General features: G+C 53.6%; 30 protein-coding genes. 4 read left to right on the top strand and 26 right to left on the bottom strand.

Going from position 1 to position 19,979, the window contains the following annotated elements:
• Positions 1-10 precede the first annotated feature (10 nt).
• The 8 genes from rpsN to AC2T28_RS21155 form a co-directional block, all read right to left on the bottom strand.
• Positions 11-316 carry a 30S ribosomal protein S14 gene (rpsN, locus tag AC2T28_RS21120; RefSeq protein WP_486750629.1) on the bottom strand — a complete coding sequence of 102 codons (306 nt, stop codon included), beginning with the start codon at positions 314-316 and terminating at the stop codon, positions 11-13.
• Positions 317-334: 18 nt separating this feature from the next.
• Complete coding sequence (gene rplE, locus AC2T28_RS21125) at positions 335-898, bottom strand: 50S ribosomal protein L5 (protein WP_486750630.1); 564 nt, start codon at positions 896-898, stop codon at positions 335-337.
• The gene (rplX, locus tag AC2T28_RS21130) at positions 891-1,202 is read right to left on the bottom strand and encodes a 50S ribosomal protein L24 (protein ID WP_486750631.1); all 312 of its coding nucleotides are present in this window, start codon (positions 1,200-1,202) and stop codon (positions 891-893) included. Before rplX ends, rplE begins: the two co-directional genes overlap by 8 nt.
• Before the next feature lie 2 nt (positions 1,203-1,204).
• The gene (rplN, locus tag AC2T28_RS21135; RefSeq protein WP_486750632.1) at positions 1,205-1,573 is read right to left on the bottom strand and encodes a 50S ribosomal protein L14; all 369 of its coding nucleotides are present in this window, start codon (positions 1,571-1,573) and stop codon (positions 1,205-1,207) included.
• A gap of 99 nt (positions 1,574-1,672) precedes the next feature.
• Positions 1,673-1,903, bottom strand: a complete 231-nt coding sequence (gene rpsQ, locus AC2T28_RS21140; RefSeq protein ID WP_113821508.1) for a 30S ribosomal protein S17 — start codon at positions 1,901-1,903, stop codon at positions 1,673-1,675.
• Positions 1,904-1,914: 11 nt separating this feature from the next.
• The gene (gene rpmC / locus AC2T28_RS21145) at positions 1,915-2,115 is read right to left on the bottom strand and encodes a 50S ribosomal protein L29 (RefSeq protein WP_138163937.1); all 201 of its coding nucleotides are present in this window, start codon (positions 2,113-2,115) and stop codon (positions 1,915-1,917) included.
• A gap of 231 nt (positions 2,116-2,346) precedes the next feature.
• Positions 2,347-2,694 (bottom strand): hypothetical protein, encoded by a 348-nt coding sequence (locus AC2T28_RS21150; RefSeq protein ID WP_486750633.1) that lies wholly within the window; start codon positions 2,692-2,694, stop codon positions 2,347-2,349.
• A gap of 71 nt (positions 2,695-2,765) precedes the next feature.
• A complete protein-coding gene (locus AC2T28_RS21155; RefSeq protein WP_486750634.1) occupies positions 2,766-3,329 on the bottom strand; it encodes a hypothetical protein in 564 nt (187 codons plus the stop codon).
• 160 nt (positions 3,330-3,489) lie between these two features.
• On the opposite strand from AC2T28_RS21155, the gene AC2T28_RS21160 reads away from it, so the two are divergent.
• Positions 3,490-4,347 (top strand): hypothetical protein, encoded by an 858-nt coding sequence (locus AC2T28_RS21160; protein ID WP_486750635.1) that lies wholly within the window; start codon positions 3,490-3,492, stop codon positions 4,345-4,347.
• A 658-nt stretch (positions 4,348-5,005) separates the two neighbouring features.
• Here the strand turns inward: AC2T28_RS21160 and AC2T28_RS21165 are convergent.
• Positions 5,006-5,626: a 2OG-Fe(II) oxygenase family protein gene (locus AC2T28_RS21165; RefSeq protein ID WP_486750636.1), complete on the bottom strand. Its 621-nt coding sequence runs from the start codon at positions 5,624-5,626 to the stop codon at positions 5,006-5,008.
• Positions 5,627-5,690: 64 nt separating this feature from the next.
• Positions 5,691-5,990, bottom strand: coding sequence for a DUF1330 domain-containing protein (locus AC2T28_RS21170; protein WP_486750637.1), 300 nt, complete (start codon positions 5,988-5,990; stop codon positions 5,691-5,693).
• A 105-nt stretch (positions 5,991-6,095) separates the two neighbouring features.
• Here AC2T28_RS21170 and AC2T28_RS21175 point away from each other — a divergent pair, with 105 nt between their 5' ends.
• Positions 6,096-6,485, top strand: a complete 390-nt coding sequence (locus tag AC2T28_RS21175; protein WP_486750638.1) for a winged helix-turn-helix transcriptional regulator — start codon at positions 6,096-6,098, stop codon at positions 6,483-6,485.
• Between the two features lie 35 nt (positions 6,486-6,520).
• Here AC2T28_RS21175 and AC2T28_RS21180 read toward each other — a convergent pair whose 3' ends face one another.
• Complete coding sequence (locus AC2T28_RS21180) at positions 6,521-7,045, bottom strand: hypothetical protein (protein ID WP_486750639.1); 525 nt, start codon at positions 7,043-7,045, stop codon at positions 6,521-6,523.
• A gap of 279 nt (positions 7,046-7,324) precedes the next feature.
• Between AC2T28_RS21180 and katG the strand changes: the two genes are divergently transcribed.
• Positions 7,325-9,529 (top strand): catalase/peroxidase HPI, encoded by a 2,205-nt coding sequence (gene katG, locus AC2T28_RS21185; RefSeq protein WP_486750640.1) that lies wholly within the window; start codon positions 7,325-7,327, stop codon positions 9,527-9,529.
• Positions 9,530-9,615: 86 nt separating this feature from the next.
• Here katG and AC2T28_RS21190 read toward each other — a convergent pair whose 3' ends face one another.
• The 3 genes from AC2T28_RS21190 to AC2T28_RS21200 form a co-directional block, all read right to left on the bottom strand.
• Positions 9,616-9,957, bottom strand: a complete 342-nt coding sequence (locus AC2T28_RS21190; protein ID WP_486750641.1) for a RidA family protein — start codon at positions 9,955-9,957, stop codon at positions 9,616-9,618.
• Between the two features lie 144 nt (positions 9,958-10,101).
• Positions 10,102-10,380 carry a hypothetical protein gene (locus AC2T28_RS21195; RefSeq protein ID WP_486750642.1) on the bottom strand — a complete coding sequence of 93 codons (279 nt, stop codon included), beginning with the start codon at positions 10,378-10,380 and terminating at the stop codon, positions 10,102-10,104.
• A gap of 923 nt (positions 10,381-11,303) precedes the next feature.
• Complete coding sequence (locus AC2T28_RS21200) at positions 11,304-11,537, bottom strand: hypothetical protein (protein ID WP_486750643.1); 234 nt, start codon at positions 11,535-11,537, stop codon at positions 11,304-11,306.
• 268 nt (positions 11,538-11,805) lie between these two features.
• Here AC2T28_RS21200 and AC2T28_RS21205 point away from each other — a divergent pair, with 268 nt between their 5' ends.
• Positions 11,806-12,378 (top strand): hypothetical protein, encoded by a 573-nt coding sequence (locus AC2T28_RS21205; protein ID WP_486750644.1) that lies wholly within the window; start codon positions 11,806-11,808, stop codon positions 12,376-12,378.
• Between the two features lie 92 nt (positions 12,379-12,470).
• Here the strand turns inward: AC2T28_RS21205 and rplP are convergent, their stop codons facing one another.
• The 12 genes from rplP to AC2T28_RS21265 all read right to left on the bottom strand — a co-directional run bounded on the left by rplP (position 12,471) and on the right by AC2T28_RS21265 (position 19,775).
• A complete protein-coding gene (gene rplP, locus AC2T28_RS21210) occupies positions 12,471-12,884 on the bottom strand; it encodes a 50S ribosomal protein L16 (protein WP_486750645.1) in 414 nt (137 codons plus the stop codon).
• 14 nt (positions 12,885-12,898) lie between these two features.
• A complete protein-coding gene (gene rpsC, locus AC2T28_RS21215; protein WP_486750646.1) occupies positions 12,899-13,606 on the bottom strand; it encodes a 30S ribosomal protein S3 in 708 nt (235 codons plus the stop codon).
• Positions 13,606-13,986: a 50S ribosomal protein L22 gene (rplV, locus tag AC2T28_RS21220; RefSeq protein WP_486750647.1), complete on the bottom strand. Its 381-nt coding sequence runs from the start codon at positions 13,984-13,986 to the stop codon at positions 13,606-13,608. The genes rpsC and rplV overlap by 1 nt, the downstream gene beginning before the upstream one ends.
• Before the next feature lie 3 nt (positions 13,987-13,989).
• Positions 13,990-14,268, bottom strand: coding sequence for a 30S ribosomal protein S19 (gene rpsS, locus AC2T28_RS21225; protein ID WP_486750648.1), 279 nt, complete (start codon positions 14,266-14,268; stop codon positions 13,990-13,992).
• 3 nt (positions 14,269-14,271) lie between these two features.
• Complete coding sequence (rplB, locus tag AC2T28_RS21230) at positions 14,272-15,114, bottom strand: 50S ribosomal protein L2 (RefSeq protein ID WP_486750649.1); 843 nt, start codon at positions 15,112-15,114, stop codon at positions 14,272-14,274.
• 251 nt (positions 15,115-15,365) lie between these two features.
• On the bottom strand, positions 15,366-16,256 hold the full coding sequence (locus AC2T28_RS21235; protein ID WP_486750650.1) for a hypothetical protein: 891 nt from the start codon (positions 16,254-16,256) through the stop codon (positions 15,366-15,368).
• Positions 16,257-16,495: 239 nt separating this feature from the next.
• On the bottom strand, positions 16,496-17,065 hold the full coding sequence (locus AC2T28_RS21240) for a hypothetical protein (protein WP_486750651.1): 570 nt from the start codon (positions 17,063-17,065) through the stop codon (positions 16,496-16,498).
• A 123-nt stretch (positions 17,066-17,188) separates the two neighbouring features.
• Positions 17,189-17,485, bottom strand: coding sequence for a 50S ribosomal protein L23 (locus tag AC2T28_RS21245; protein ID WP_167685409.1), 297 nt, complete (start codon positions 17,483-17,485; stop codon positions 17,189-17,191).
• Positions 17,482-18,099: a 50S ribosomal protein L4 gene (rplD, locus tag AC2T28_RS21250; RefSeq protein ID WP_158980073.1), complete on the bottom strand. Its 618-nt coding sequence runs from the start codon at positions 18,097-18,099 to the stop codon at positions 17,482-17,484. Before rplD ends, AC2T28_RS21245 begins: the two co-directional genes overlap by 4 nt.
• Positions 18,096-18,794, bottom strand: coding sequence for a 50S ribosomal protein L3 (gene rplC / locus AC2T28_RS21255; RefSeq protein ID WP_157024356.1), 699 nt, complete (start codon positions 18,792-18,794; stop codon positions 18,096-18,098). The genes rplD and rplC overlap by 4 nt, the downstream gene beginning before the upstream one ends.
• An 18-nt stretch (positions 18,795-18,812) precedes the next feature.
• Positions 18,813-19,127, bottom strand: a complete 315-nt coding sequence (gene rpsJ, locus AC2T28_RS21260) for a 30S ribosomal protein S10 (RefSeq protein WP_167685406.1) — start codon at positions 19,125-19,127, stop codon at positions 18,813-18,815.
• Between the two features lie 291 nt (positions 19,128-19,418).
• Positions 19,419-19,775 carry a DUF6331 family protein gene (locus AC2T28_RS21265; RefSeq protein WP_486750652.1) on the bottom strand — a complete coding sequence of 119 codons (357 nt, stop codon included), beginning with the start codon at positions 19,773-19,775 and terminating at the stop codon, positions 19,419-19,421.
• Positions 19,776-19,979 lie beyond the last annotated feature (204 nt).

Genomic DNA, 19,979 nt, shown 5'->3' on the forward strand with positions numbered 1-19,979 from the left:
TGTCTCTCCCTTACCAGCTCGACTTCACCATGCCGGGGATCTGGCCTGCTGAGCCAAGGTCCCGCAGCGCGATCCGGCTGATCTTCAGCTTACGATAGTAAGCGTGAGGACGACCGGTCAGCTGGCAACGGTTGTGCAAACGTGTAGCCGAGCTGTTGCGCGGCAATTTTGCCAATTTCAGACGCGCAGCAAAGCGCTCTTCCATTGGTTTGGACTGGTCATTCGCGATTTCTTTCAGCTCGGCGCGTTTTGCAGCATACTTTGCTACCAGACGCTCCCGCTTTTTCTCGCGTTCGATCATGCTTTTCTTAGCCATGTCTATTCCTTCCCGCGCTTACGAATTGAAGGGCATGTTGAGAGCTTTCAACAGCGCCTTGGCTTCCGCGTCGTTATCCGCGGTCGTAGCGATCACAATATCCATGCCCCAGTTTTCGTCGATTTTATCAAAATCGATTTCTGGGAACACGAGGTGCTCTTTCAGGCCCATGGCGTAGTTGCCACGACCATCAAAAGATTTGCCAGATACGCCGCGAAAGTCGCGGATACGAGGCATTGCGATGGTGATCAGACGGTCCAGGAAGTCATACATCCGGTCGCCGCGCAGTGTCACCTTGGAACCCATTGGCATGCCTTCGCGAACGCGGAAGCCAGCGATGGATTGCTTAGCGACAGTTGTCAGTGCTTTCTGGCCAGAAATCAGGGTCAGATCAGCTTGAGCCGACTTTGCCTTCTTGCTGTCTTTTACAGCAGCACGACCACAACCGATGTTCAGAACGATTTTGTCCAGCTGAGGGATCTGCATGTCGTTCTTGTAGCCGAATTCCTCTTTCAGAGTGGCGCGAACGCTCTCTTTGTAGAAGGTCTTCAGGCGCGGGGTGTAAGCAACAGTATCAAGCATCGATTACGTCCCCTGTGGTTTTTGCGAAGCGAACCTTCTTGTCGCCTTCCATGCGGAAGCCAACGCGGGTTGCTTTGCCATTTGCGTCCAGCAGTGCCAGATTCGACAGCTGGATTGGCAGAGCTTTGGGCAGACGGCCGCCCTGCTCGGTCTGTGTCTGACGTGTTGCGCGGATGGCGATGTTTACGCCTTCAACAACAGCCTTGCCAGCAGTTGGGTCAACGGAAGCGATAACGCCTTCTTTGCCCTTGTCCTTGCCAGCCAGCACGATGACCTTGTCACCTTTGCGGAGTTTAGCAGCCATAGTTACAGCACCTCCGGAGCAAGCGAGATGATTTTCATGAAGTTCTTGGCACGCAGTTCACGAACAACTGGGCCAAAGATACGAGTACCTACTGGCTCGTTGGCGTTGTTCAGGATCACAGCGGCGTTGCCATCAAAACGAATAGCAGTGCCGTCAGCGCGACGAACTTCTTTGGCGGTGCGAACGACGACAGCCTTACGGACATCACCTTTCTTAACGCGACCACGTGGGATGGCTTCTTTAACCGAGACGACAATGATGTCACCTACGGAAGCGTACTTACGCTTAGAACCACCCAGAACCTTGATGCACTGGACTCGGCGAGCGCCTGAGTTATCAGCAACATCCAGGTTAGTTTGCATCTGGATCATTTGGTTTCTCCCGACCTATGGAAACTGGCGATGCGTGCCGTGGCGTTTCCAGGGTTTCGACAAACTGGGATGTCTGTCGGTTAAGGGTTCTAAAGGCTCTTAAGCTTCCAGAACTTCCCAGCGTTTCGTTTTCGACTTAGGTGCGCATTCGATGATGCGTACAGAGTCACCTACTTTGAAAACGTTCTTTTCATCGTGGGCCCGATATTTTTTGGACTTACGGATGGTTTTCTTCAGAACAGGGTGCGTGAAGCGGCGTTCAACCGAGACAGTTACGGTCTGGGCGTTGGCGTCGCTGGTCACGGTGCCAGTGAGAATACGTTTGGGCATCGTGTCGCTCCTTATTCAGCTGCTGCTGCAGCTTTTTGGTTCAAAATGGTCTTCACGCGGGCAGCGTTACGGCGAGCCGCTTTGATGCCTGATGTGTTTTCCAGCTGACCGGTGGCCTGTTGAAAGCGCAGGTTAAAGCTTTCTTTCTTCAGGTTTGCGAGTTCATCGCGGAGTTCATCCGCGGATTTTTCGCGAAGATCCTTGGCGTTCATAGCCTCAGTCCTTTCCAAAGCACCAGAAGGCCCCTGTTGGGTAACCTCGCACCTGGTGGGTTATGTCACGCTGCACGAGATGCGCAGCAAAAGAATCACCTAGCCCTGATTCCATGCGGAATAGGGGTTAGCGATGGGTCCCTATAGGGGAGTGTGGGTGTGGGGGCAAGGGAAAGGTTGGCCACGTTAGTTTGAACACAGCGAGATCTCCTCGCCCCCAGCAAAAATCGATCAATCGCAGTCGTACCAAACCTGAGTGGCGGCTCTCACAGTACCGTCTGCAAGTGTCGCGCTACTAGACTCCGGAGCCTTGGAGATCTTGACCGTCGGCTTGCCTAGGCGCTGGCAATAGCCTGCGACACGACGATCGACTTCGGTTTGTCCAACCTGCTCCGGGAAAAAGACCACTTCCAGCACCGAGTCGACAGGAAACACAAGGTGCAGCCCTACCCGATCAGAGGATACAGGAAATACCTGCGTCATCAGCGCTTGGCGACGTTCGTAGGCAGCTTGTGGATCTACGCTACATGCTGAAATTGCAGCAACCAGCATGGCTGAAATTACTAGTTTACACTTCATAATCAATGTCTTTCATAGCTTCGTATGTAGCGGTCTAAAACATACCTTTCCCAGTCGATCAATAGAAACGGCTATCGTTTATTTACACGCGCACCTGATCTAGAACCCGCCACCACCAAAACCCCATATGCCAGGCAGCAAGCTAGCGCGGCAGAAACCGATAAGGTCTCTCGTGGCGTGAGCCAGCCTGTATAGACTAACACCGAGCCCGTACAAACAGGCGCGACAAAGGCGATCGCGCATCCTATTCGAGTGATCCAGAAGGACCAGCGCGTGTACGCGGCCTGTGGCAAAACCACGCTCTGCACAAGCCTGGCTGCGATTTGCGACGCGACCAGCAACCCGCACAGGTGCAAGACTACCGCCATCGCCAACAGAACCCATACATTTTCACCTACGAGATATGTAGCCGCCATTACTGAGAAACTTGTGACGCCGGCAAGCACGCTGAGCGTTATGTTGATCATCAACGGAACCGCAAAAATGAAAATCACTTCTTTCATAAACTTGGCTTCCTTACGACGGGCCTCTTGCGCATGACCCTTGCCACGAATAGCTGAAGTCCTCAACATTAGAGGCGGCCAGTGCAGTTCTGAGTAACCAAACCACTGGCAGCAACCAACGTCGGCAATCAACTTGCACCTCTTAAACTCACACCCGCCCCATAGGTTTCGGCAAGTTGACCACCTAATGGTTTGCAAATACTCTATAAGCAGAATTTATTTAAGAACTTCAATCCAAGGGTGCGTTATGTTTTTAAGCCTTTTTGCTGCAGTTATTGGGGCTGGCGTCCTGATGACACTTTTCGATAACGAAGACGACCAACCCGATGACAGCGCCGAAGAGGCATCCGGCGAGGATTTAACCTACAACGGGGATACTCTCTTGAGTGGGACCCAGGGCGATGACACGCTTGCGGCTGTTAACTTTGACGAATTGGACCGCGAAGAAACTGACCTGATTTTTCAAACCGAGGAAATCGATCTAGGGGGTGGGCATGACACCGCCGAGATTAACTTCGATACCGTCACTGTTCACGGCGGCAGCGGGAAAGACCAGATCACAAGTTCTTTCCCGAGCAATACGATTTATGGTGACGAAGGCGATGACACGCTGTTTGTAGGACCGGGCAACACTTCGGACGGAGGGGTGGGCAATGATACGATCGTGGTCGATTTAACGGCAGATCTACATGACAGCTACACCCACGCACGAGGCGGCGAAGGGGATGACCGTCTCGAAGTTAGATCAGAAATCGGCGATCCGTGGCCCTCCTACTCTTCCGTTGGTTTGGCCGGTGGCGAAGGCCAGGATGAATTCCACGTCACCTTGGAGTTGGTCCCGACGGTTGATTATGATGGGCCCGCAGACGGCAGTATTGAACCCTCTTCCGGGGTTCGGATCACCGATTTTGATCCTGACGAGGATTCGCTGACAGTTCAAATTGAACGCACAGAGGAAACCGAAGGCCGCGAGATGACCTCGGCCGAGTTGGTGCCAAGGGCCTACAACATTGACGGTGAGCTTATCCCCTACACAACTCTGGTTATGAGTTTTGCCGGGACTGAAACTGAGCCAGAAGTCATCACGTCAATACAGCTAGATAGCGTAACCGGGCTGACGCTTGATGACATTGTGTTCGTTCAGAGCTGAGTTTGGGGCGATGTGAAGGGGCTTGGTTCTGCCCGTTCGCACCATCACCTTACGTCGTGCATAAATTGACTAGAAAGGCGCTGCGCAACCTCATCTGGAATATCGGGAACGAAAACTCGCAACACCTCACGTGCCAATCTTGTTTCCTCGAGCATGCTTGGCTCAGAGTGGTGCATGCTGAGCACTCTTCTAGGATTGCAATAACGCCATTGCATATTTGCCAAATCGTCCAAAATTTGGAGTAGCTGATTTACTTTGTCCCGCCCCACACGCGACAAGAATTCTCTTGCTAATGGGGGCAACTCTTGCCGCCCCCCGTCACGAAAATCAGCATCGTAAAGAAGCACCTCAACAAGGAGTAGCCTTTCTGTTCGGACCGTTTCAGCCAATTGGGTCAATTCTGCGTATTCGATGACATCTCTCCCCAGCGATTTTCTTCGATTGGTACCGTGAAACTGCCACTGGTTAAAACCCCGTTAGCGCTTGCCCCTTCCCACGGGAATGCGTTTTGCACCACTGTAAGTTCAGGCGCGAACCTCGTGTTCCGCCAGTTCGCAACCGAAACGCTCTCCCAGAGCGTTTCCAGGAAGCTTTAGGTCTCCGACCGTTCGCGCCTCAATCGTTCCCCCGGAACGATTGCCACTTCGTGGACAGGCGCTCACTCCCATCGATAATTGAAGCTGACTGAAATGCGATCGTCTTCGGACATGTTCATCGGCACCTCGTGGCGCAGCCAGCTTTCCCATAGCAATACATCGCCCACATCTGGCTTCATGTAGATAAAGGGCTGCAATTCGCGACGGGCGTCTTTGGTGCGGATGGGGGATGCCATCATCATTGCCGACCGCGGATCCTCAAGCTTCAGCGCGCTGGTGTCTTTGGGCATGGCAACATAGGTGGTGCCGCTGATCACGGAATGCGGGTGGATGTGGCTGGCGTGCATGCCGCCTTCGGGCAGGATGTTGATCCACAGATCCTCAAGCACCAGAGCGCGGCCATCGAGATCAAACTGCACGTCCTTGGCGAACTCGGCCACATGTAGATCCAGCGACTTCACCAAGTCAGCAAAGATCGGGAACCGCCAAGGCAGATCGGTCAGCGAGGCATAAGAAGTATAACCGGGATAGGCGTTCTCCTCACACCAGTCCTGGCCGGCCTCATCATCTTCGGCGATAACAAGGCAAGAGTTTTCCAATTCATCCGCGTCAATCTTGGGGCCGTGTTCAGACAGCGGAGCGCGGTACAGGCGGGTGGCGAAGAGCGATTCAATCTGTGACATGAGGCCTGTCTACCGCAGTAAGAGAGGCGGTGCGAGGGGATTAGCCCGGCACCGCGCATGAACCTTAGGCCATAGGCAAACCGTCGAAGATGGCAAAGTCGCTGGACGAGATCTGGTGCCGCAATTTTTTGTAGGGCTGGTATTCCGGGTCATTGTAGAACCCGTTGGCCGCTGCAGTGCTGGGGAATTCAACCAGTACCAACCGCCCCTTGGGCAGCTCTCCCTCGGGCACGGCATAGTGATCGGTTACCGCCAAGGGTTTGCCACCGTGACGTACAAGAATGGGGTGGGCATAGGGCATGTAGTCTTTGGCGTGGGCCTCGACATCGTCGACACGAACAAAGGAGAGCATATAGGCGGGCATGTTGGGCCCCTTTCTTTGCTTTGGCTTGCGTTGTGACTAAGATCTGACCATCGAGAACCAAAGTTCAACTAGGCACCATTTGGTAACCACGAAAGAAAATCGCTTATGACCCCTATCAGCAAGGAAGACTACGACAAGAAATGTTCGACCCGGCAGTTGCTAGAGATGATGTCAGAGAAGTGGGTGCCCGGGCTGATCTATAGCCTGTCGCATGGACCTCAGCGCCCCGGTGCCCTCGCCCGCCGCATGGAGGGGATCTCGAAAAAGATGCTCACCCAAACGCTGCGCAATCTTGAGCATTGGGGCGTGGTCCAGCGCACTGTCTACGATGTGGTGCCGCCCCATGTGGAGTATGCGCTGACCCCGCTGGGCGAGAGGTTTGTTGAACCCCTGGCGTTGCTGCATGATTGGGCAACCGAGAACCGCGACGACATTCGGGTGGTTTTTGACAAGCGGATCGAAGCCCGCAGTCAGGATCGCCGCAACACGGGGTAAACAGCGCGCAATGCGACGTTCGACGGTTTCGCCCTTTATGGCAGGCTGCGCCAGGGCTTGGGCATGAATACCCAGCGATCATTCACATAGATCAATCCATCAAAAGCCAAACCAAGGCTTTCGCCAGTTTTGACAAACTTGAAACGCACGATGGGCACATCTGAAATCATATGCGGCAAGACCTCTTTGTATCCACCGGGAAACTCCGCAAGCATCGGATCACCCGACTGCAGCGCGCCCGTTGTGGACGAGAATGTCAGCAGCTCTTTTTGGTCGGGTTTGGGTCGGATCGCGATGCCGGGCTGAAACATCTCGTTGTAGGTCTTGATCATCTCACTTGCCAGGGGCTCGGCGTAAACGGCCCGGACATCCTCGGCACTTGGCTTGAGGGCAGCAGTTAACGCAACATGGTCGGCATCAGGCTCAAAGAACTGCAGCAACATCGTGCGGCTGGCCGCGGCCGGGTCAATTTTGGGGTCACTGGCCAGCCCAATGTTGGCACTGAATAGGCCCAACGCCACAAGACAAATCACACGCCAACTCGTTACAAATAAAGTCATCACAAAACCCTCACTCGCTACACACTCACCACGAGCTTGCCCCGCGGATCCAACACATCAACAACCACCAGCAAAGCGCTGACCATGTGGCACTGTCAAGCAGCCCATCACCACGCACGGATTCAGGCTTGCATCATAATTTTCCCTTATCGAAGCAATACAAACTTACAATTTCCATCTATCGAACCACATTGCTAGCCTCCGATCAACACTGTGGCTTGCCACCCAATTGGCATGCGCAGCCCAAGCCGACGTATTTCAAAAAGCTAGGAGATTGACATGGACGGAAATGACACCTCAAAAACAGGCGGTTGCCCGGTGATGCACAGCGGCGCCATGAGCGCCTCGGTTGGTGTACAGTCGAACAAGGACTGGTGGCCCAACCAGCTAAACCTAAAAATCCTGCACCAGCACTCGGCGAAGTCTGACCCAATGGGCGCTGATTTTGACTATGCTGAAGAGTTTCAGAAGCTGGACCTAAAGGCCCTAAAACAGGATCTTTATGCGTTGATGACAGATAGTCAGGACTGGTGGCCCGCCGATTATGGCCACTATGGCCCACTGTTCATTCGCATGGCCTGGCACAGTGCCGGCACCTATCGCATGTCGGATGGTCGCGGCGGCGGATCCACCGGCACCCAGCGCTTTGCACCGCTGAACAGCTGGCCAGACAATGGCAACCTGGACAAGGCGCGCCGCCTGTTGTGGCCGATCAAACAGAAATACGGAAACCAGATTTCCTGGGCGGATCTGATGATCCTGGCTGGCAACTGCGCCATCGAATCCATGGGCGGCAAGACCTTTGGTTTTGCTGGTGGCCGCGCTGATGTTTGGGAGCCCGAAGAAGACATTTATTGGGGATCTGAAGGCGAATGGCTGACCGACAAACGCTATAGTGGCGAGCGGGATCTGGAGAACCCACTGGCGGCGGTTGAGATGGGGTTGATATATGTGAACCCGCAGGGGCCAAATGGCGAGCCTGATCCGGTGAAATCCGGCTTTGACGTGATCGACACCTTTGGCCGCATGGCGATGACACCCGAGGAAACCGTGGCGCTGGTTGCAGGCGGCCATACCTTTGGCAAGGGCCATGGCGCCGGTGATCCCGAACTGGTTGGCGTGGAGCCAGAAGGGGCCGATGTTGAAGAAATGGGTCTGGGCTGGACCAATGGCTTTGAAAGCGGCAAAGGCGTACACACCACGACCTCGGGCTTTGAAGGCGCCTGGACCCCTACCCCAACTACCTGGGACCACACCTATTTCGACATGCTGTTCAACTATGAATGGGAACAGGTCGAGGCCCCGTCGGGGGCTATTATCTGGCATGCCAAGGATCTGGCCCAGGACAACCATGCACCAGAGGTGGATGGATCGGACAAGACCGTGCCGATTATGATGACCACAGCTGACCTGTCACTGCGTGAACACCCCGAGCTGGCGCCGATTGCCAAGCGGTTCCACGAAAACCCAGAAGAGTTTGCCGACGCTTTTGCCCGTGCTTGGTTCAAGCTGACTCACCGGGACATGGGACCACGGTCGCTGTATCTTGGCGACGAAGCGCCCGAGGAAGAGCTGTTGTGGCAGGACAATGTACCTGCTGTGGATCACCCTCTTGTAAATAGCGATGACATTGCGGCGCTAAAGGCTGATGTTCTTAGCTTGGGCTTGTCTGTGTCAGAGCTGGTATCAACCGCCTGGGCTTCGGCCTCAACCTTCCGTGGGTCGGACAAACGGGGTGGCGCCAATGGTGCGCGTATCCGTCTGGCTCCGCAAAAGGACTGGGAGGCCAATCAACCCGCGCAATTGGCCAAGGTATTGTCTGCGCTTGAGGGCATTCAATCGAAGTTCAACGCAGCGCAGTCTGGCGGCAAAAAGGTGTCGATGGCGGATCTGATTGTATTGGCTGGGTCAGCCGGGGCGGAACAGGCGGCGAAGAATGCTGGCTACGAGGTGGACGTGCCGTTTGCGCCGGGCCGTACGGATGCCAGTCAGGACCAGACCGATGTCGACAGCTTTGCCGTGCTGGAGCCCGAGGCGGATGGGTTCCGCAACTATCAAAAGCAGGCCTATAGCGTCTCGCCTGAAGAGATGCTGCTGGACAAGAGTCAGCTGCTGGGACTGACTGCACCTGAAATGACTGTTCTGGTTGGCGGCCTACGGGTGCTGGGGGCCAATCATGGCGGCTCTAAACACGGTGTGTTCACCAATGCATCTGACACCCTATCGACCGACTTCTTTGTGAACCTGCTGGATATGGGCACCAAGTGGACGCCCGTTGATGGAGGCGTCTATGAAGGGCGGGACCGCGCGACCGGAGATCTGAACTGGACAGCCACACGTGTAGATCTTGCGTTTGGGTCGAACTCGCAGCTGCGCGCCCTTGCCGAAGTCTATGCCCAAGACGATTCCAGGGGCACGTTTGTCATGGACTTTGTAACAGCCTGGTCAAAAGTGATGCACGCGGATCGGTTTGATCAGGATTGATCTTAAAATGAGAGGGCGCGGCAAATGACTTGCCGCGCCCAGCTTATTAACTGCACCAGGTCAGACGTGAGCGACCTGAGAACTGACTAGTCGTAGGCTGCATCTACGATAATTTCGACTTTCAGCTCTGTCCGGGCAAGTTTAGCCTCACCACAGGCGCGCGCTGGTGCAAAGCCTTCGGGCACCCAAGCGTTCCAGACTTCGTTCAAGCCAGCAAAGTCGCTCATATCTGCCAACCAGATTGTCGCCCGCAGCATCTGCTTACGTGAGGACCCTGCTTGGATCAGTAGAACCTCCAGACGACGAAGACACTCTTCGGTCTGTTCTTGAATGGTTTCACCCTCGCCCACTTGGCCAGTGATATAGGCAACGCCATTGTGCTTGACGATTTTAGAGGATCGGACCCCTGTTTCGATACGTTCGATCATGGCATATTTCCTGCTGTGTTGGTTCACTCTACACAGCAGGTGCCCTTAATCGATCCGCGTTTCAACACCTTTCCGCGCTATGCGGTCAGTACATGGTCAGCGCGCAACCCGCATGGGCGTTGGGCATCCCAACGTGATGTGGATTTAGAACCAGATACCAGACCGAGCAGCACCTGGGCCTTGGGTACGCGAGTAAGTACAGCCATTGGGCGAGGTCCAATGCTGCCCGCTTGGACGCCCAATACGGCTACCATTCTGCGCAAAGGCCAGGGCAGCCGACGACTCAACAGTTAGGTTTTTGGGATTGGTCGATGGACCAAATATCGCTGAAATATCATTATTGTCATATTCCACACCACGGTTGCCGCCGCCACAGGCCGCAAGGCTGGACACCAGCACAACAGGTACAATCATTCGAAACATGGGAAACTCCACTTGTTAAACAAACAGGCCCCGTTACGAACAATCTCACTCTGACAACAAGCCAACGGGGTGATTAGAACTTTATGAGCACAAAACATGTCCATATCATGAACAGTTAGATTGAAGGGATGATTAGACGTGGACATACCGATATCGACGCTCATAATTTTGCGAAGGAGCCCTAGCTGGATGTCAGTTGCACAGTTGCTGCATTTTCATCCCTTGCCAGGGCATCCCGGCCTGTAGTCAGAACACTGTATTTGGGCAACCGGCATGCGTATTTGGCATGCCGACATGATGAGGATTCAGCACGAGATACCAAACGGGGGCCGCACCCGGCCCCTGGGTCCGCGAATAGGTACAGCCCTGCGGAGATGTCCAAACCTGACCAACGGGCCGTAGTGTATTTGTCCACTCTCTGAAAACGGTCTAACCGTAGCCTGACCACCGACTGGATTGTTGAGATTTGTGGACAGGCCAAAAACTGCAGACATATCATTACCATCAAATGTAGCCCCGCCGCACGCCGCACGCCGCAAGGCCGCTCATCAAGGCAACAGGTGCAATCAATCGGAACTTAGGACCCTCCATCCTGAAACGCTTACTGCGCCCTTGGCACAAGAAGGTGCACGCCCTAAACACATAGAGCATTCGAAGGCTGGCGAAACGCCAGCCGATGGCATTTAGCTATTGTGAAAAGACACCCAACCAGGGCGCGGTGAAACACCGCTTGTTTGAGCCGAGCTAGACTAATTTAGAGGTATTTCACTATCTAAGCGCTCTTTTCTACTAGGACTTTACGATGAAAACCAAAATCAAACGCCCTAAGTTTCACAAGGCTGGGCTGTTTGCAGAAGCGGCCCCCACCCTTATGAACTCTGCGTTGTGAAACTTTCTGGTGTTCAAGCTGTGCCAGCAAAGCCCTATGCAAGCGGCATCAGGAGCGACCGATCAACACTCTCAAGCTCCACATCACTCCAATCCATACCCACAACCTCAACACTCACCACCACTTCGCGGGTAAAGGATATTTCACTGTCATAGGACAGAATGATCTCGGTACGCGCGCCACCGTCACCCGACACCTGCTCCATGCGAATTGAGGATACTGAGTATTCTTCGTTCGACTCGCTTGGCTCAGGAACCAGAGTATCCACGCCGGTTCAAAATCCGGCCGCTCAAATGCATCAAAACGATAAGTATTCGCTCCAACCAGATGGGCACCAACGGACTCGAGGTCGCTCGTCGGCTCTACGCCCCCTGCATTCAACACCACCTCGACCCGGTCGCTTCCGCTGCCACCAAACGAGGGTTGTCACGCAGCGTTGGACCAGCTTCCACCAGGCGGATACATATTGCGACTAGTCCGAAACTGATCCAACGTTCTAAGAGACTATTTTTGTCTGACATTTTCTGGAGCTGACTTTGAGTAATCTATATCAACCCTTCAACAGCACCTTAGGCGCCCTCGTGTTGGCCGGCTGCCTGTCAATCGTCGCAACAGCGGGACACACAGATGGAATCCGTTTTTGGGAAATGCCTAAAGGGTGCACGTGGACTGTAGAAACGTCTGATGGCAAAATCGTCGATAGCACTTTTTCCGGCTCCCGCAACGGAAACTATATCGTCAAGACACGGATGAAGTACGGCGACAAAAGACCAATTTCTACAGACGAATACAATCAACAAGGACTGTTTGTTCAACGGGTTTGGCCGAACAAACAATGGGAGCGCCGTGAACCATTCAGTTGTTATGGAATAGTTGGGAAATGCACCGAGACCTACACCAACTCAAACGGAGTTCGCATGACACTCAACTCGACAACAAGGCAAATTGGCGACGCAAAATACAAACTAAGAACGCGCTCGCCCGAAGCCAAACAGCCATTGGCGGAAACTTTCTCCCGAACACACTATGGATTGGTATTGTCTCTAAAGAATAAGGACTATTGGGCTAAGCTAATTGAGTTGCACAATTGTAACATCAGTAAATCCTAGCAGAGCTTAGGTCATTTACTGAACAGTGCTATACAAAGAAAGCCCCCGCTGACTTCTCAGCGGGGGCCTAATTCTTTCAGATTGGTAAGATCTTACCAGTCTTCGCGAACCACGACGCGAGTCTTGATTGGCAACTTCATCGCAGCCAGGCGCAGGGCCTCACGTGCAACGACGTCATCGACACCATCAATCTCGAACATTACGCGGCCAGGGCGAACCTTGGCTGCCCAGAAGTCCACAGAACCTTTACCTTTACCCATACGGACTTCGGTAGGTTTTGAGGTCACTGGAGTGTCCGGGAAGATACGGATCCAAACACGGCCCTGACGTTTCATGTGACGTGTCATCGCGCGGCGAGCCGCTTCGATTTGACGTGCAGTCACACGCTCGGGCTGGAGTGCCTTGAGACCGAAAGTGCCAAAGTTCAGATCGGATCCACCTTTGGTTTCACCCTTGATCCGGCCTTTGTGCATCTTGCGGAATTTAGTGCGCTTTGGTTGAAGCATTAGTCATGTCCCCCTTAGCGACGACCGCCTGCACCGCGAGGTGCTGGGCCGTCCTGGAGTTCCTGTGCTTTACGGTCACGTGCCTGCGGATCGTGCTCCATGATCTCACCTTTGAAGATCCAAGTCTTGATCCCGATGATACCATAAGCAGTCTTTGCTTCGACGTGTGCGTAATCGATGTCGGCACGCAGTGTGTGCAAGGGCACGCGGCCCTCACGGTACCATTCGGTACGCGCGATCTCAGCACCACCCAAACGACCCGCAAGGTTGACCCGGATACCCAGGGCGCCCATGCGCATCGCGTTCTGTACCGAACGCTTCATGGCGCGACGGAAAGACACCCGGCGCTCCAGCTGCTGTGCGATGGACTCACCAACCAGAGCAGCATCGAGTTCCGGCTTGCGAACCTCAACGATGTTCAGGTGCAGCTCGCTATCGGTCATGCTGGCAATTTTCTTGCGCAGAGTTTCGATGTCTGCACCTTTCTTGCCGATGATGACGCCAGGGCGCGCTGTGTGGATCGTAACACGGCACTTTTTGTGCGGACGTTCGATGATGATACGCGAGATACCAGCTTGCTTACACTCTTCTTTGACGAAGTCGCGGATCTTGATGTCTTCCAGAAGAAGATCGCCAAAATCTTTGGTGTCAGCGTACCAGCGGCTGTCCCAGGTACGGTTGACCTGGAGGCGCATGCCAATTGGATTTACTTTGTTACCCATTAGGACTGTTCCTCAACTTGACGCACCTTGATGGTGATCTCAGCAAACGGCTTCAAGATCTTGCCGAAACGACCACGAGCCCGCGGACGACCGCGCTTCAGGGTCATGTTCTTGCCTACATAGGCTTCAGCAACGATCAGCTCGTCTACGTCCAGGTTGTGGTTGTTTTCAGCATTGGCAATTGCCGACTGAAGACATTTTTTCACGTCCTGAGCAACACGCTTGTTCGAGAAAGTCAGTTCGGTCAGAGCCTTATCAACTTTCTTACCACGGATCAGACCAGCAACCAGATTCAGTTTCTGAGGGCTAGTACGGAGCATGCGCAGTTTTGCCATTGCTTCGTTGTCTGCCACGCGGCGGGGATTTTTTTCCTTACCCATGACTTATTTCCGCTTCGCTTTTTTGTCAGCAGCGTGACCATAATAGGTACGAGTTGGCGAATACTCACCAAACTTCTGACCGATCATTTCTTCTGTGACGTTGACAGGGATGTGTTTCTTGCCGTTGTACACGCCAAAAGTCAGACCCACGAACTGGGGCAGAATAGTGGAGCGACGCGACCAGATCTTGATCACTTCTTTGCGGCTCGAGTCACGAGCAGCTTCGGCCTTTTTGAGAACATAAGCGTCAACAAAAGGGCCTTTCCATACAGAGCGAGACATAGATTAACGTCCCTTCTTCTTGGCGTGACGCGAGCGGATGATCAGCTTGCTTGACGCTTTGTTCTTGTTACGGGTCCGAGCACCTTTGGTAGGCTTACCCCATGGGGTCACCGGGTGACGACCACCCGAGGTCCGGCCTTCACCACCACCGTGTGGGTGATCTACCGGGTTCATGACCACACCACGCACAGAGGGACGAATGCCCTTGTGACGCATACGGCCAGCTTTACCAAAGTTCTGGTTCGAGTTGTCGGGGTTGGAAACCGCACCAACTGTTGCCAGACATTCCTGACGCACCAGACGCAGTTCGCCCGAAGACAAACGGATCTGAGCGTAGCCACCGTCACGACCAACGAACTGAGCATATGTACCAGCTGCACGGGCGATCTGGCCGCCTTTGCCTGGCTTCATTTCGATGTTGTGAATGATGGTACCGATTGGCATGCCCGAGAATGGCATTGTGTTGCCCGGCTTGATGTCGGCCTTTGCAGACGCAATAACCTGATCACCAACAGCAAGACGCTGTGGAGCCAAGATATAGTTCTGTTCGCCATCTTCGTATTTGATCAGCGCGATGAATGCGGTCCGGTTCGGGTCATATTCGATCCGCTCGACGGTCGCCGCAACATCAAATTTGTTACGCTTAAAGTCAACGATCCGGTAGAGGCGCTTTGCCCCGCCACCACGGCGGCGCGAGGTAATCCGTCCGGTGTTGTTCCGGCCGCCCGATTTCGTCAAACCCTCAGTGAGAGACTTGACGGGACGTCCTTTCCAAAGCTCCGAACGGTCGATCAGAACCAGCCCACGCTGGCCCGGCGTCGTCGGTTTATACGACTTGAGTGCCATGCTTTCTGTCTTCCGTTTAGCAGTGTCCAAGCACCGAGTTTTCCCGGCATCCTGGACTATGTTCAGCCCCCCGAAGGTGGCCATCGATATAAGGCCCCGAAGGTCCCCATCCAAAAATCAGCAGCCCCGGAACGAATCCGAGGCTAGATGATTGGAGCGAGGTAGCAGGGAATCGGAGGGTTGGCAATGGAAGAGTTATCCGTCCGTCTCAAAGCAAACCAAAGCCGAACAAACAAGGCAGTTCGACTCCGTCAAACACGCATTATTACGATATCCTCAAGGCCAATAGGCACATCGCTCACGACCGTCAATATCGCCACAGCCGCAGCGGCATCGGGGATATCTTCGTGCTCCTGGAACCCGAAGCGGATCGTTGAGACAAACTGCCCATCGGTCTCCACTTGCTCCATGGTTGTCACGAGTTCGCGCTCTTCCGCTTCTTCGTCCGAGGCAAGCTGAATCACTAGGCTATCTTCGCTGGGGTCGAAATCCTCGATACGCCCCAGAGTGGTCAATAGCGGTCCACCGGAATCGTCTAGATCCACATCACTGTTTTCCAGATTGAGAAAGAACTCAAACGAGTCATTGCCATCTCCACCTTCGATACCAGCTCCGCTTCGATGGGGTGTATCGATCCCAACATCCGCGTGAACATTGATCGTATCATCACCCTCTCCACCGTCGATCCTAAAAGTATCGGGTCCCGGCTGGGCGTTCATATCAAGGGTGATCTGATCATTGCCGGCATCGCCATACATGGGATTGGCATTAACACCCGCAAGAACGTCGTTACCTTCGCCGCCATGCAGCGGGGTCCCATACTCGACACTCGTTAGGGTATCATCGCCCTCACCTCCAAAAACACCGACGCCGATATGCTCGTCAAGAAACGCGACATCATCCCCGCCGAGCAACCTAATCTCCTCGGGTACGGTGTCACTTTCCTGCCCCCACGAGATCGTGTCGTCACCTTCGGTGCCTTCAAGAACAAGCGAGCCATCAAAAATGAGTTCCTGCCCCGCCACGGCAGGATCAGGCGTGCTGTTCTCGGTATCTTCGGACACAACATCATCATCTGAAGAATCGAATACTAAGGCGCCCAGCATTGCCACCCCAACCAACCCAAGCAATAACAGCTCCATTCCAATATCCCTTTTGCTCGTTCGAAATATAACTTCTCAAATCAACTCGTGTCAGACGGCAGACCGCAGGCCACTAAACTTCAGGGTAGATTAATATACCAGGCCCCTCAATTCAAAAGTGTTTTACATCAACGCCGCCCCATTGGTGACGGATTACACCAGAGACATGCCTTCAGCATGACGCTCGCGCAGCAGGATACGCCCTTGATTCCGCGCGAGGGTCAATTCGCAACAATCAATTAATCCAATTTGCGAACTGACTTCACAAAAACACCCATCCATGTCCCATGCCCCACAACTTTGACACGCGAGCCTTGGGCTAATGACGCCCGAAGCCCATCTGGCGCTCCACAAATTTTGCTTAGCGCAAATGGCATCCCTGAAACCTTGATTGGTCGCGCGCAGCCTCGTGAATTACGCGCCTCTGGGTCGGCGACTTCATACTCAATGTTGAACTCAACTCCCAACACCAACGCCCCTACCAATGGAATCCCAACCACGACACTTGAGACCGAAAGCCAAAAGCAAAAACCGGTTGTGAAAGTATAAAAAAGCAGGCGGTTGAGAGGGTGCCCAAGCTTCTGACCTAACCCTTCGTTCTTTCCTATCAGCCATATCCCATAAAGAGCACCAAACATTCCCAGAACAACTGCCAACCAATGGGTGCGCAAAGCCCAATCAGGAGAAGCAAGGAAAGGGTGTACAAGCATAGATGAAAATACCGGAACCGTCCCCAACAGAAACACTCCTGCTGCAACACTTCCAACCCACCACTCAATACTAAACTTTTTCGCACGATAATACTTCACGACGGTAAGACCCTGTTCAAAAATGGCTTCTATATCTCATGAGTGCATCTGCAACATGCAGACGGCAAACGAAAAAGGCCCCCGCTTTGCAGCGAGGGCCTTTCTCAATTCATTCTAGCAATCTTACAGTCCGGTGGACACGTCGATTGTGTTACCTTCTTCGAGGGTAACATAGGCCTTTTTGACGTCCTTGCGACGGCCCAAGCCACCGCGGAACCGCTTCACTTTACCTTTAGTGATGCTTGTGTTCACAGCCTTAACCTTCACACCAAACAGCGCCTCAACGGCGGTTTTGATCTGTGGTTTGTTGCTGTCGATCGCAACTTCAAAAACAACCGCGCCATTTTCGGACGCCATGGTGGCTTTTTCAGTGATGATCGGCTTACGGATTACGTCGTAGTGTTCTGCTTTAGCGCTCATTTCAGGCGAGCCTCCAATGCTTCGATACCTGCTTTGGTGATCACCAAGGTGTCACGCTTGAGGATATCATAGACGTTTGCGCCCATCGACGGCAGGATATCCAGACCTTCGATGTTTTTGGCAGCTTTCAGGAAGCCTTCGTTGGCTGTTGCGCCATCGATGACCAGAGCGCGTTTCCAGCCCAGGTTAGCAACCTGTTTCGCCAGAGCAGCAGTCTTGCCGTCGGTGTCAGCGTTATCGATCACAACCAGCTCACCAGCAGCCATTTTGGCAGACAGTGCGTGGCGCAGACCCAGTTTACGGAACTTCTTGGTCAGCTCGTGGCCGTGCGAACGGACAACTGGACCTTTGTAAACACCACCACCGCGGAAGATCGGAGCAGAACGTGCACCGTGACGAGCGCCGCCAGTACCTTTCTGACGATAGATCTTCTTGGTGGAGTAGTTCACTTCCGAACGGGTCTTTACCTTGTGGGTACCGGCCTGTGCGTTGTTACGCTGCCAGCGAACCACACGGTGCAGAATGTCCGCACGTGCTTCGAGACCGAACAGTTCGGCATCCAGCTCGATGTTGCCGGCTTTGCCGCCGTCAAGTTTGATTACATCAAGTTTCATGCTTCACCACCTTCGGCAGCTGCCGACTTGATAGCTGCTGGGAAAGGCAGACCCTCTGGGGCCTTCTTCTTGACAGCATCTTTGACAGTGACCCAACCACCTTTGGAGCCAGGAACGGCGCCTTTGATGAAGACCAGACCACGGTCGGCGTCAGTTTTGACAACTTCCAGGTTCTGAGTGGTTACACGGGCAGCACCCATGTGACCGGCCATTTTCTTGCCTTTGAAAACCTTACCGGGATCCTGACACTGACCTGTGGAACCGTGCGAACGGTGCGAGATCGAAACACCGTGTGTCGCGCGCAAACCACCAAAGTTCCAGCGCTTCATAGCACCCTGGAAACCTTTACCGATCGAAGTACCGGAAACGTCAACTTTCTGACCTTCCAGGTAATGCTCGGCCGAAATTTCGGCACCAACTTCGATCAGAGCATCTGCGGAAACGCGGAATTCTGCAACTTTACGCTTAGGCTCAACCTTTGCAGCGGCGAAGTGACCGCGCATAGCCTGAGACGTACGTTTTGCTTTAGCAGCACCAGCACCAAGCTGAACAGCTGTATAGCCGTCCTTCTCGTCTGTACGCTGCGCAACAACCTGCAGGTTTTCCAACTGAAGAACGGTTACAGGAATCTGTTTGCCGTCTTCCATGAACAAGCGGGTCATGCCCACTTTTTTAGCGATAATACCAGAGCGCATATGATTTACCCTCCGATCTTATGACTGCAACTTGATCTCGACGTCCACACCAGCAGCGAGGTCGAGCTTCATCAGCGCGTCAACGGTCTGGGGGGTCGGATCAATGATGTCGAGCAGACGCTTGTGAGTACGGATCTCAAACTGGTCGCGCGATTTTTTATCAACGTGAGGTCCACGCAGAACGGTGAACTTCTCAATCTTGTTCGGCATTGGGATCGGGCCACGTACGGAGGCTCCGGTCCGCTTGGCAGTGTTGACGATCTCTTGTGTGCTGGCGTCCAGTACACGATAGTCAAATGCCTTGAGCCGAATACGGATATTTTGGCTTTGCATTGTCTATAGCCTTTCGAGGCTAAGGAGTTGATAGGACGACCGACAGCTCATTCCACCGGCCCTCTTCAAACCCAAACGGCAGGAGCGAATCCTGCCGATAGGTTATTCACATAAAGCGAACTTGCGCGCTATACGCCTGTTAGGAGGATGTGGCAAGGGGGAAAAAGGGCCCCGCACCAAACCACTTTCTCGTTGGGTGCAAAATACGGGACAAGGACAATAAGCTCGGAGTTCTTAAAACCGTCTCAAAACCGTTTGTGCCGCGTTAGATGGGCCTAAGCACCCCGATATTTAGAGCAAGCCTTCCGACCGCAACAACTCAGCGGCTTGTTCTAGGGCAGTTCGGATTTCAAAGACGGTTTTTGAAATGAGCTCACCTGTAAAGTGTTGGTTCATGCCCATAATCGTTGCCCTTGACCCGCTCGCTCCGAAAACACCATAGTTTGCATCTAAAGTTTCCAGTTGTGACCGTATCTTTAAAACATCAAGTTCATTGGCCTTCCCCTCGCCGCTGAACCGCAGCAAGAATGATGCGACATGAATATGTGAGAAATCGTAGGCATCCAAACCACAGCAGGCAGGTTCGCACAATGCTGCACACTGCTCAACAAGACCCAACAACGGGTACTCTAATTCAATTGGGTTCATGCTGCCTCACTTTAAAAAACTATAAACTAATCACTGCTGCCTAAGTGGCTACCTAAAACGCAAAAAGGGCCGCCCTCAGGCAGCCCTTCTTTATCATTTCACCTGAGTGGCTCTCGGGACATCCGCACCGTGGCGCGGATACCCTGTTGCCACCATCACAGCACAGCTGTGATTACTCAGTGATTGCCGAAACAACACCAGCGC

The sequence above is a fragment of the Parasedimentitalea nitratireducens genome (assembly GCF_057444295.1).